Below are 12,189 nucleotides of genomic sequence, written 5' to 3'. Positions count from 1 at the left end.
AATTTAAAAGAGAGTGTTATGAAAGATTTTGTATTTTTAGAAAATGAAGATTTGATTCCTTTAAGTGATGATATTAGTATAGTTCAAAAAGCCTGTAATGAAGAAGTTTTTATAGGAAATTCAAAGCTTTTAAACCCTGAGGTTTATGCACCTGAGATTAATTTTTACCTTAAAAACTCACAAGATGATGTGCTAAAAAAAGCTAAAACTATTGAGTCTTTATACAAGATTAGATCTAAAGTTTATGATTTAGGACTTGATTTAGAATACACCAAAGAAGTGGGTAAAAATGTAATTATTGTAAGCAATGAGGATCAAAATGAGCTTATAGAAAGTTTAAAAAAACAAGAATACAAGGTTTTAAAACTAAGTAATGAGCAATGCTTGGGTGTTTTAGGTTGCGTGGGCGAGCTTTGCGTGATAGCTTTAAAAGATAATGAGCAAGTAGAGATTGATTGTGATTTTTTCTTATATGATGTAAAAAAAGAAAGTTTTGATCAACAAAGTGGTTGCTATGATTTAACTACTTTAAGTCAAGAAGAAATTATAAAACTTTTAAATTCTAATTCTCCAAAATATAAATTTAGAAATTATATTAGTTATGATGATAGCATTTGTCAATACCATGAAAGAAGAAGTGTTCATTGTGGAAAATGTGCTGAAATTTGTCCTAGTGTAGCTATTTTAAAAGATGATGAGCAAAGAAAATTAGAATTTTCTCATGTAGATTGTTTAAGCTGTGGTGATTGTGTGGGGATTTGTCCTAGCGGGGCGCTTGATTATGCACCTATGCCACGCAATAGCTTTTATGAAATTTTAAAATTTTATGAAGATAAAATCATTTTAATAATCCCTGAGAAAATGTCTATAGAAAATTTAAATATCACTTTAAAAGAAGATGTAATGCCTTTTATGATTAAAGGCGAAAACTATCTTGATCAAGCACATTTTTTAGCCATGCTTCAAACAAGTGGTGCGAGTGTGGTTTTTTATAGCGATGGCTTATCACAAGGTGCTTTAGAAGTGATAGCTTTGATGAATGAAATTTTTCAAAGAAAATTTAAACAAAATGCAATTTTTCTAGCTAAAGATGAAAAAGAACTTTTAGAGGCTATAAATCAAGCACATTTTATAGAAAATCTTAAATTTATATCTTATAATCCTGCGCTTTTAAAAAGAGAAGATTTTGCTATAAGATTAAGAGAGCTTATAAAAGAAGAAAATTTAGGCAATATCCCAAGCAAAGAATGGATACGCTATGGAAAAATCACTATCAATACAGATACCTGCACCTTATGTCTTTCTTGTGTGGGAGCTTGTAATGTAGGAGCTTTAGTGGCTGATGCTAAGGATAATTCTTTGAAATTTAATGCAAGCTTATGTACTACCTGTGGATATTGTGAGGCAAGTTGTGCTGAAAAAGATACTTTAATGCTTCAAAGAAGTGGGATAGATTTAGAAAAAGAGTATTTTTCTTTTATGGTTTTAGCTCAAGATGAACTTTTTGCCTGTGTAGAATGTGGGAAAGAATTTGCTACTAAAAAAGCTATTGAGAAAATCGCTAGCATTATGAAGCCAAGATTTATGGGCGATGAAGCTAAGATAAAAACACTATATTGTTGTGCTGAATGTAAAGCAAAAGTAATGATACAAAGTATGAATGTGCTTTAAGCCAAAAGGCTTAAGCACTAAGTTTTAATCCCACCACTCCAGTGATGATTAAAATAATAAAAATGATTTTATTAAGAGTAATTGTCTCTTTTAAAGATTAAAAATCCCACCACGCTAACTAATGCCAAACCACAACCTGCCCAAGTTGCATAAGCTATACTTAAATCAATTTTTTTCAAAGCATAAAATAAACCTACTAAAGAAAATGAAAAAAACACCGCAAAAACGATTAAATAAAGATTATTTTTACTTATGCTTGCATACTTCATCGAGCTTGTTGCAATCACTTCAAAAACTATACTAATTGCTAATACTAACCAATGCATTTTATATCCTTTTAAATTAATTAAAAATGAAACTACAAAAGGATAAAAGGTGGAGCTATGGCGTAGAAAAAATAACCATATGCAGTTTTTATTTTCCATTTTGTCCATAAGCTAGTATAAAATTTTAAGATAAAAAATCCATAAGTCATTTATAACCTTGCAATAATTTATCTTATTTTAGCATTGTTTTTTATATCTTAGTTAAATTTAGTGCAAAAGCTTTTTGACTCAAAAGCACTTCATCGTTTTCTTTAAAATCTTTAGCTTCTAAAGGGCTTAGTGCTACTTGGCTGATTTGATTACCTATGGCAAGTATGGCTATAAATATGCTATCTTGCTTTTGTAGTTTTAAAATGCGTGCTTTTATGGCAAATTTTTGCGAGCCTTGTGTCTTTAAAAAAACTTCATTAGGCGAGCCTTCTTTGATGATAGCTCCATTTTCTAAAATGACGACTTTATTGGCTAGTTTATAAACTTCACTTACATCATGACTGATTAAAATAGTAGTGATTTTATAAGTTTTATGTATATTTAAAAGATAATCATGCAAGTGTAGTTTTATCTCATTATCTAAGGCGCTAAATGGCTCATCTAAAAGTAAAAGTTTGGGTTTTTGCATAATAGCTCTTGCTAAAGCTACGCGTTGTTTTTGTCCTCCGCTTAGTTCTAAAATATGACTTTTTTTGTGTTTGCTTAAATCTAAAAGTTTTAAAAGCTCATTAGCAAATTTTAGATCTTTTTTGGCAAAAAGTAAGTTTTGCTCTACATTCATATTTTCAAATAAAGCATAATCTTGAAAAACAAAACCAAGTTTTCTTTTTTGTGGACTTAGAAAGTTTTTATCATCAAAAAATATCGTATTATTAAAAGTGCAAATTCCTTGCGCTTTTTCAAAACCCGCTAAAATTCTCAAAAGCGTAGTTTTACCACTACCACTTTTTCCAAAAATAGCACAAAATTCTCCTTCTTTAACTTCAAATTTAACCTTAAGTTTAAATTCTTTTTCTTTATTTTTAAAGATTTTTTCAAAGTCAAGTTTTAGCATAAATACTCTTTGATAAATAAAGCACTAGGATGTACATAAGCAAATACAAAATCATTTTTTTGATAATTTTGCTCTAAAAACTCATGGGTGCTAATTTGAGCTTCGAAAGTGCAAATTTCATTTTCTAATCTTACGATAGTGATGATTTGTCCTTGAAAAATATCAATGATTTTTGCATAAAAGGTATTTAAAAATGAATTTTCTAAATTTTTTTTACTAAGTAAGCACTCGCTACTTTTAAAAGCTAGTAAAACTTCTTGATCAATGCTTGCTTTTTCATCAAGTTCTAAAGCAAGCATAAATAATTTATGTTTATTTATAAGAAATTCTACCCAGTTTATATTTTCATGATTTTTTATAGTATTTATTTTAGCTTTAATCATGGGATATTATAGCCATAAGCTTTGAAAATTTCCTTAGCCTTTTTGCTTAAAATAAAATCATAAAATTTCTTAGCTTTGGCATTATCTTTACCATAAGAAGTGATGATAATACCTTGATTGATTGGTTCATAAAGCTTTGGATTGATTAAAATATAATTTTTTCCTTCTTGGAGTTTATAAGATTTTAGCGTATCTTCATATAAAGCACTTGCTGCTATAAAACCCACATCGGCTGCTTTCAATGTTTGAGTAAGTGCTTCTCCTATGGATTTTGCCTCGATGATTTTAGTTTTTGTTTGCTCATAAATTTTAGCATTTTGTAAAGTTTCTATACTAGCTTGACCATAAGGAGCAGCTTTGGGATTAGCTATGGTGATGATTTTTACTTTTTCTTCTTTAAGCATGTCTAATCCTTTGCTTAAATCCATTCTAACACTGAGTAAAGCTAAAGCTCCTTGAGCATAAATAACAGGTTTTGTACTAGCAAAATTATCATCATACAAGCTTTGTGCAAATTTCATATTTGCAGCCATAAATATATCAAATGGCGCTCCATTTTTGATTTGTGAAACTAAATTTCCACTAGCACCTAAGCTTACATTGATACTAATATCAGGGTTTTCTTTTTGAAATTCTTTTTGTAAGGCTTTAAAAGCGTAAGCTACATTTGCAGCTGCAGCGATATTTACATCAGCACTATAGCCAAAAATACACAAAAAAAGTAGGGTAAAAATTTTTTTCATTTTTTATCCTTTTAATAGTAAATTTTAAAAAAATTATAGCTTATTTTTAAAAGCAAAAATAAATTTATATTTTTTGCATATTTTCTAAGACTTATTTCATAAGCAAATAAAAATTACTAATTTTTTTTAAAGAATATTTTTAATGTAAAAATTTATTTTAATTTTTGTATAATATAAGATTTCAATTTATGAAATTTTAAAAGGAAAAAGCTTGTTAAAATACATACTAATTTTGTGTTTATTTTTTAACACTTTGATTTTAGCAAATGACTTTGAAGATTTTGAACAAGAATATCAAAAAAAAGAAGTCAAAGATAGCTTTTATACCTACAATAAAGCTATGAGTAAATTTAATTATGATCTTTATACTTATTTTTTAAGACCGGTTGTGCTTTCTTATAAAAGCATTACTCCAAGCTTTATAAGAACAGGTGTAAAAAATGCTTTTGATACCACAAGATCACCTTTTAGATTTATTAATCATCTTTTAAGTTTAGAATTTAGAAAAGCTGGTGAGGAATTTGGAAGATTTTGTGTGAATGTGATTTTTGGATTTGGTTTGTTAGATAGTGCGAGTAAAACTCCTTTAAAAAGTTATGAAGCTGATTTTGGAACGACTTTGGGTAAATGGGGAGTAGGTAGTGGACCACACTTAGTGCTTCCACTTTTAGGTCCTTATAATGTAAGAGATGCTTTAGCTTTGCCTGTAAATTGGTTTATGGTGCCTGAGGGGTATATTGAGAATTTTTGGGTTGGTGTGGGTGTAAATGCTGCATTAAAACTCAATGAATTAAGTTTTGAGTATGAAAAAATAGATGATATTTACCAAAATAGTGTAGATTATTACATTTTTATACGCGATGCATATGAACAAAGACGCCAAGAACTCATCAAATTAAGGAGATAAAATGAAAAAAATCATAGTTTTGCTTTTTAGCGTAGTATTTACTTTTGCTTTAAATTTGCAAGATATTTCTAAAACCATGCAAGAAAAAATTGATGAGAGCTTAAAAATTCTAGATCAAAATAAAAACGATAAAGCTAAAGCAGCGGAAAAAATCTTTGCTTTATTTGATGGTGTTTTTGATTATGAGCTTATGGCTAAGCTTAGTCTTTCTACAAGATATGAAAAATTAAGTGAAAATGAAAAAAATGAATTTAACAAAGCTTTTGAAAAAAACCTTAAAAAAAGTTTCACAGATAAGCTTGCTTTGTATGATTCTCAAAAATTAAAAGTGATTAATTTAGAAGAAAAAAATAAAAGAGCCTTTTTAAAAACTTCTATGATAGTAGATGGTAAAGAAAATTTTGTAATCTTTAAATTTTATGATAAAAATAATGATTGGCAAATTTATGATGTGGATATTTTTGGTATAAGTATTATACAAACTTATCGCTCACAATTTAAAGATGTCTTACAAAATGGTGATTTTAAAACCTTGCTTGAAAAGCTTTCTAGTGTTGATTTTTCTAAATAATGCTAAGTAAAATTTTAAAAATCTTTCTTAATTTCCCAAAGCTAACTTTGGGGATTACTTTAATCTTTTGTATATTTTTTAGTTTTTTTGCTAAAAATTTAAGTGTTGATGCAAGTGCTGAAAGCTTGCTTTTAGAGCATGATGAGGGTTTGAAACTATATAGAGAAGTTTCAGCGCGTTATGGCAATGATAATTTTTTAATGCTTGCTTTTGCTCCTAAAAATAAAGATATTTTTGCTAAAGAAAATTTAGAAACTATCAAAAACTTAACCCTTGATTTAGAAAAAATCAATGGAGTGCAAAAGGTATTTTCTATCGCTAATGCACCTTTACTTGCAAGTTCTAAAGGTAAAGAGTTAAAAGAGCTTATCCAAAATATACCTAATATTTTTAGTCAAGATGTGGATATTAATCTAGCTAAAAAAGAAATTTTAAATCAACCCTTTTATAAAAATAATATTATCTCAAAAGATGGAAAAACAACGGGAATTTTGATTTATCTAGCGCCTGATCTTGTTTATAATGACTTGATTAATTCAAGGGATAATGCGCAAAATGAAAATGAAAAAGAACATTTTAGAGCCTTGATTAAAAAGCACCAAGAAAGCTCAAGGGAATTTAGTGCAAAAAGATTAGAAGAAATTACTAAAATAGTATCTAAATATAGTCAAAATGGAGACTTTTTACACCTTGGTGGTGTTGAAATGATCGCTAATGATATGATTAATTATGTAAAAAGTGATTTAAAAATTTATGGACTTAGCTTAATAGGGCTTTTATTTATAGCACTTTGGTGGTTTTTTGGCTCTTTGCGTTTAGTGTTTTTGGCTTTGGGAATTTGTGTGGTTTCGCTTTTTACTTCAAGTGGGATTTTCGCGCTTTTGGGCTTTGATATTACTGTGGTGTCTTCAAACTATGTAGCTTTGGTACTCATTATCACCGTTTCTGTTGTGATACACTTAATCGTGCATTTTATAGAAAATTTACACAAACACCCAAAAGCTAGCGTTTATAAGCTTTTACTCTCAACCTTACTTGATAAAGCAAGTCCTAGTTTTTTTGCTATTTTAACCACGGTTGTTGGGTTTTTAAGTTTTGTTTTTTCAGATATTGAGCCTATTATCAAACTCGGTATTATGATGAGCCTTGGCATCAGTGTGAGTTTGATTTTAGCTTATATTTATTTTGCAAGTATTTTGGTATTAATGCCGCGTTTAAATTTTAAAGAGCTTAATCAAAATTCGTTGAAATTTTTAAGTTTTTGTGCAAATGTAAGTTTACAACATAGAAAATTTATCTATGGTATAAGTTTATTTTGTGTAGCTTTTGCTTTGTATGGAATTTTACAAATTAAAGTAGAAAATAGTTTTGTGAGTTATTTTAAAGATAGTTCTAGGATTAAACAAGGTTTGTTGATTATAGATAAAGAGCTAGGTGGAACTATGCCTTTAGATGTGATTGTCAAATTTAAGCAAAATCCAAAACAAAATGAAAGCTTAGATGAGTTTGAACAAGAATTTGATGATTTAGCCAAAGATGATAGGTATTTTTTTAGTAGTGAAAAAACAAGAATAGCTGCTAAGGTTCATGAGTTTTTAAGTAAGCAAAAATATGTAGGCTCTGTGCTTAGCTTGCAAAGTTTGCTAGAACTTGGAAAAAGCATTAATGATGGTAAGGCTTTAGATGATTTTGCCTTAGCGTTTTTATATGAAAATTTAGATGAGAATTTTAAGAAGCAAGTTTTAACCCCTTTTGTAAGTGTAGAAAATAATGAGTTGCGATTTAGCGTGCGTATGCTAGATAGTGATCCAAATTTAAGACGCGATGCTTTTTTAAAACAGCTTGAAAAAGACCTAAAAGAACTTTTACAAAATGATAATGTAGAGGTTAAAATCAGTGGTATTATGCCTTTGTATAATAATATGCTTCAAAGTCTTTTTTCATCACAATTTGACACTTTAGTCTTTGTGGTGCTTGTGATTTTTGCTTTGTTTGTGGTGATTTTTAGAAGTTTTGTTTATGCTTTTGTGGCGATTTTGGCCAATCTCATACCTTTAGCTTTGGTATTTGGCTTAATGGGTGTTTTAAATATACCACTTGATATTATGAGTATTACCATAGCTGCTATTTGTATAGGAATAGGAGTTGATGATATGATTCATTATATTCATCGTTTTAAAGAAGAATTAAAACATAAAAGCTTAGAAGAGGCTATAAAAGCTTCACATATAGGTATAGGAAGTGCGATTTATTATACTAGTGTTACGATTATTCTAGGTTTTTTAGTAATGATTAGTAGTAATTTTATCCCGACGATTTATTTTGGTTTGCTTACGGTTTTGGCTATGAGTTTGCTTTTATTTGGTTCGCTTTTTTTATTACCAAGTTTTATTTTAACTTATCATTATTTTAAAACAAAATTAAAATAAAGTAAAATCCAAATCACATAAACACCAAAAGCAATAAGCATATATTTTATAAATTGTTTCATCAATACTCCATTTTTTCTAATACCCTTAAGATATAAGTAGCAAACATTAGCGCTTGTGAGCGGTGTGAAATTTTTAATTTTACTTGCTCATCTAATTCACCTAAAGTTTTATCAAAACCTTTTGGGATAAATAAAGGATCATATCCAAAGCCATTATTGCCCCTTGGAGTATCAATAGCAAGGCCATGCATATATCCATGCGTGCTAAAATGTCCATATTTTGAGCTTATGGCTATGGCTGCAGTGTAAAAAGCCTTGCTTTGATGTAAGTTTTTTTTATGTAGGGCTTGGATGAGCTTGTTTCTATTGGCCTCATCAGTGCCTTCTTGAGAGTATCTTGCAGAAAAAATCCCTGGCGCATTGTCTAAAGCCTCTACGCTTATACCACTATCATCGCTTAAGGTGATAAATTCATCTTGTTTTTTTTCTAAAGCATTAAAAATAGCTTTAGATTTTATCAAAGCATTTTCTTTAAAACTTATGCCATCTTCGATGATTTCAAAAGGGGTGATGATTTCATTTAAGGCATAAATTTCATAAGTAGTTAAAAATTTTTTGATTTCTTCTACTTTGTGTGCGTTAGAAGTTGCTAGAATGATTTTTAATTTTTTCTTCATAAATTACTCTTTTTGTTTTGACTTTAAAAAAAGTTTATCAAAATCATAGTAAAATTATCCTTTATAAGGAGAAAAGATGTTAAAAACCGTTTTACCTTTGTCTTTTATTGTAGGAACTAGATTTTTCGGATTATTTATAGTTTTGCCGGTTTTAAGTTTATATGCTTTAAATTTAAAAGGAGCCAATGAGTTTTTAGTAGGGCTTTTAGTAGGTGTGTATGCTCTAACTCAAATGGCATTGCAAGTTCCTTTTGGAATCATTTCAGATAAAATAGGGCGTAAAAAAACTATGCTAATAGGACTTGTGGTGTTTATCATAGGTTCTTTGGTGTGTTCATATGCTGATGATATTTATACGATGATGTTTGGAAGGCTTTTACAAGGTGCAGGAGCCATAGGAGCAGTAGCTACTGCTATGATAAGTGATTTTATCAATGAAGAAAATCGCGGTAAGGCTATGGCTATCATGGGTTCATTTATAGGACTTTCTTTTGCAGCTTCTTTGGTGCTTTCTCCTTTAATGAGTGCTAAATTTGGACTTTCAAGTTTGTTTGATTTAAGTGCAATTTTGAGTTTAATTTGTATCGTGCTTTTATTTAGCGTTGTGCCAAAAGAGCATACAATAGTACATGAAAATACTAAAACCCCATTAAAAAAACTTTTAAAAGAAAAAAACTTAGCTTTGATGAATCTTACTAATTGTATGCAAAAAATGCTTATGAGTATCGCGTTTTTAAGTATTCCTTTGGTTTTAGTGCATGAGTTTAATTACCCAAGTGAGAATTTATGGCATGTTTATGTTAGCTCTATGGTGCTTGGGTTTTTAGCTATGGGTTTATCAGGATCTTTAGGAGAAAAAAGAGGCTTAAGTAAAGAGATATTGCTTTTAGGTGTGGCATTTTTTATCATTGCTTATATTATATTTGCTTTTTCGCATAATGCTTTAGTGTTTATGGTGGGCGTTGTAGTATTTTTTATAGGATTTAATTTACATGAGCCTATTATGCAAAGTTGTGCGAGTAAATTTGCCAAAGTAAATGAAAAAGGCGCAGCTTTGGGTGTGTTTAATGCTTTTGGCTATTTTGGAAGCTTTTTAGGTGGTGTTGTTGGAGGGTATTTTTTACACCATTTTAGTTTAGTTTCTCTTGCTTTTATTTTGATAACTTTGTCTGTAATTTGGTTTGTGTTGCTTTTGTTTTTACAAAGTCCAGCAGATTTTAAAAATGTCTATTTATCTTTAGAAACAAAACATGATTTAAATAATATTAAAGGCATAAATGGAGTTTTAGATGTGTATAAAAACTCTAAATTTTTAGTGATTAAATACAATAAAAAACTTACAAGCGAAGAAGAAATTTTAGCGATTATTGAAAAATAATCGCTTTTATACAAAATGCTTTTCTTTTAAAATCACATATAATTTTAAAGTAGAAATAAAGAAAGTTAAAATAGCAGGTCCAAGGATAATACCCCAAAAGCCAAAACTTGAAATTCCTGCTATCATCGCAAAGAAAATTAAAAGTTCGTTAATTTGCGTTGGAATTTGAACAAGTTTTTCATTGATCCATTTAATGATGTAAGGCTTTACTAAAGTATCTGCGATAAAAGATATCATCACCACGCTATAAATGAAAATCACTAAAGCGCCACTTAGATTGTTATTTGCAAATTCATATAAAGAAACAGGCACATAAACTAAGGCCCCACCTACCACAGGGATTAAAGAGCTAAAGCAAAATAATATTCCCATTAAAATCGCATCATAACCATAAAATTTAGTAATGATAGCAAAAAGCACCCCTTGTAAAATGGCATTTAGCACCATAGAATAAAACACAACAGACATTACATTACTCACTTCACTTAAAATGCCTTGAGTTTCTTCTTTTTTCATAGGCACTATACTTTTTATATAGCCAATGAGTTGGGCTCCATACAGATTAGCAAAGAAATAAAACACACAAATTAACACCATATCAGTTAGAAATTTAGTCCCAAATTTAGTTGCACTTGAAAGATAGGTTAAAACATTTTTAGAGATAGAGTTTAAATCAATACTTGCCAGTGCTTCTTTGATTTTGGGTTCTATAAAGCTTAAAGATTCAGGTAGGTGCAAAGAATAATTTTTAAAATATTCTATGGTATTGTGAAAATAGCTTATATCAAAACCTTTTGCAGCCTTTACTAGCTCTATAATAGCATATACAAAAGGTATAAAAAATAAAGCCAGCATAAAAGCAGTAGTAGCTGCTGCTGCAACGACTTTTTTACCTTTGAAAATATTTAAGAATTTAACATTAACATTAGAAGTAGAAACAGCCATTAAACTTGCTATGGCTATATTCATCAAAAAAGGTTTAAATAAAAAAAGTACCCAAAATAAAATAAATAAAATAAAACTAATCAAGAAAAAATTACTACTTTTCATCAAATAAACCCTTGTTGTATTTTAATTTTAAAACATCAAAACTTTTTAAGCTCGCAATACGACCTTTGGCTGTTCTTTCTATATAACCATTTGCTAGTAAATATGGCTCTATTACATCTTCTATGGTATTTTCATCCTCACTTAATGCTGCAGCTATACTAGAAAGTCCTATAGGTTTTCTTTTAGCTTCAGTTAAAAGCTCTAAATACCGCAAATCCATCGCGTCAAAACCAAGCTCATTTACCCCTAAAGAATCAAGTGCTTCTTTAGCTCTTTTTTCGCTAATGATTTCTTCATCATTTACATCAGCAAAGTCTCTTACACGCTTAAGCAATCTTAATGCTATTCTTGGGGTTGAGCGACTGCGTTTGGCTATTTCTAAAGAAGCTTTTTTTTCGCAAGTTTTATTAAGCTTTAGAGCTGCTTTTTCTAAAATGATAGCAAGTTCTTCATTTTTATAAAATTCCAAGCGAAATTGCATACCAAAGCGATCGCGTAAAGGATTGCTTAGCATACCTGCTCTTGTAGTAGCACCTATTAAAGTAAATTTGGGCAAATCGATTTTGATTGTTTGTGCAGCAGGGCCACTACCGATGATGATATCAAGACGAAAATCTTCCATAGCAGGGTAAAGCACTTCTTCTATGGCAGGACTTAAGCGATGAATTTCATCGATAAATAAAATATCTCCTTCGCTAAGGTTAGTTAAAATCGCAGCTAAGTCCCCGCTTTTTTCTATCATAGGTGCAGCGGTAGTTTTGATATTTGCATTCATTTCATATGAGATAATGTTTGCTAAAGTTGTTTTACCAAGTCCTGCAGGCCCACTAAAAAGGATATGATCTAGACATTCATTTCTTTTTTTAGCAGCTTTGATGAAAATTTCTAAATTTTTTTTAATGTTTTCTTGTCCTATGTAACCGTCAAAATTTGAAGGTCTAAGGCTTGTTTCATAAGTTTCATCAGGGGAGAATTTTTCAATCTCTACGATTCTATCCATATTTTTT

The 12,189-nt window shown here is 29.6% G+C and carries 12 protein-coding genes; 5 read left to right on the top strand and 7 right to left on the bottom strand.

Annotated elements, in window-relative coordinates:
* Positions 1 to 18: 18 nt before the first annotated feature.
* Complete coding sequence (locus L8W68_RS04380) at positions 19 to 1,671, top strand: 4Fe-4S dicluster domain-containing protein (RefSeq protein WP_263675133.1); 1,653 nt, start codon at positions 19 to 21, stop codon at positions 1,669 to 1,671.
* A gap of 71 nt (positions 1,672 to 1,742) precedes the next feature.
* Here L8W68_RS04380 and L8W68_RS04375 read toward each other — a convergent pair whose 3' ends face one another.
* The 4 genes from L8W68_RS04375 to modA form a co-directional block, all read right to left on the bottom strand.
* The gene (locus tag L8W68_RS04375) at positions 1,743 to 1,997 is read right to left on the bottom strand and encodes a DMT family transporter (protein ID WP_263675132.1); all 255 of its coding nucleotides are present in this window, start codon (positions 1,995 to 1,997) and stop codon (positions 1,743 to 1,745) included.
* Positions 1,998 to 2,187: 190 nt separating this feature from the next.
* Entirely contained in the window at positions 2,188 to 3,042 is an 855-nt protein-coding gene (locus L8W68_RS04370) for a sulfate/molybdate ABC transporter ATP-binding protein (RefSeq protein WP_263675131.1), read from the bottom strand.
* Positions 3,036 to 3,425 carry a hypothetical protein gene (locus L8W68_RS04365; protein WP_220566930.1) on the bottom strand — a complete coding sequence of 130 codons (390 nt, stop codon included), beginning with the start codon at positions 3,423 to 3,425 and terminating at the stop codon, positions 3,036 to 3,038. The genes L8W68_RS04370 and L8W68_RS04365 overlap by 7 nt, the downstream gene beginning before the upstream one ends.
* Positions 3,422 to 4,168 (bottom strand): molybdate ABC transporter substrate-binding protein, encoded by a 747-nt coding sequence (gene modA / locus L8W68_RS04360; protein WP_263675130.1) that lies wholly within the window; start codon positions 4,166 to 4,168, stop codon positions 3,422 to 3,424. The genes L8W68_RS04365 and modA overlap by 4 nt, the downstream gene beginning before the upstream one ends.
* Positions 4,169 to 4,379: 211 nt before the next feature.
* Here modA and L8W68_RS04355 point away from each other — a divergent pair, with 211 nt between their 5' ends.
* Genes L8W68_RS04355 through L8W68_RS04345 form a run of 3 tightly spaced genes read left to right on the top strand, consistent with a single transcriptional unit; the run spans position 4,380 to position 8,075 of the window.
* The gene (locus tag L8W68_RS04355; protein ID WP_263675129.1) at positions 4,380 to 5,075 is read left to right on the top strand and encodes a VacJ family lipoprotein; all 696 of its coding nucleotides are present in this window, start codon (positions 4,380 to 4,382) and stop codon (positions 5,073 to 5,075) included.
* A 1-nt stretch (position 5,076) separates the two neighbouring features.
* Positions 5,077 to 5,646, top strand: coding sequence for an ABC transporter substrate-binding protein (locus L8W68_RS04350; RefSeq protein WP_263675128.1), 570 nt, complete (start codon positions 5,077 to 5,079; stop codon positions 5,644 to 5,646).
* The gene (locus L8W68_RS04345) at positions 5,646 to 8,075 is read left to right on the top strand and encodes an efflux RND transporter permease subunit (RefSeq protein ID WP_263675127.1); all 2,430 of its coding nucleotides are present in this window, start codon (positions 5,646 to 5,648) and stop codon (positions 8,073 to 8,075) included. Before L8W68_RS04350 ends, L8W68_RS04345 begins: the two co-directional genes overlap by 1 nt.
* A 61-nt stretch (positions 8,076 to 8,136) precedes the next feature.
* Here L8W68_RS04345 and L8W68_RS04340 read toward each other — a convergent pair whose 3' ends face one another.
* A complete protein-coding gene (locus L8W68_RS04340) occupies positions 8,137 to 8,754 on the bottom strand; it encodes a non-canonical purine NTP pyrophosphatase (RefSeq protein ID WP_263675126.1) in 618 nt (205 codons plus the stop codon).
* Between the two features lie 76 nt (positions 8,755 to 8,830).
* Here L8W68_RS04340 and L8W68_RS04335 point away from each other — a divergent pair, with 76 nt between their 5' ends.
* Positions 8,831 to 10,132 (top strand): MFS transporter, encoded by a 1,302-nt coding sequence (locus tag L8W68_RS04335; protein WP_263675125.1) that lies wholly within the window; start codon positions 8,831 to 8,833, stop codon positions 10,130 to 10,132.
* Between the two features lie 6 nt (positions 10,133 to 10,138).
* Here L8W68_RS04335 and L8W68_RS04330 read toward each other — a convergent pair whose 3' ends face one another.
* Both L8W68_RS04330 and ruvB read right to left on the bottom strand, forming a co-directional pair.
* Positions 10,139 to 11,182 (bottom strand): AI-2E family transporter, encoded by a 1,044-nt coding sequence (locus tag L8W68_RS04330; protein WP_263675124.1) that lies wholly within the window; start codon positions 11,180 to 11,182, stop codon positions 10,139 to 10,141.
* Positions 11,172 to 12,182, bottom strand: coding sequence for a Holliday junction branch migration DNA helicase RuvB (ruvB, locus tag L8W68_RS04325; protein ID WP_039619088.1), 1,011 nt, complete (start codon positions 12,180 to 12,182; stop codon positions 11,172 to 11,174). Before ruvB ends, L8W68_RS04330 begins: the two co-directional genes overlap by 11 nt.
* Positions 12,183 to 12,189: the final 7 nt, after the last annotated feature.

Source organism: Campylobacter sp. FU_497 (assembly GCF_025772425.1).
GTDB classification, from domain to species: domain Bacteria; phylum Campylobacterota; class Campylobacteria; order Campylobacterales; family Campylobacteraceae; genus Campylobacter_D; species Campylobacter_D lari_C.
The sequence above is the reverse complement of the archived record's forward strand: the minus strand, read 5'-3'. Positions and strand labels throughout refer to the sequence as shown.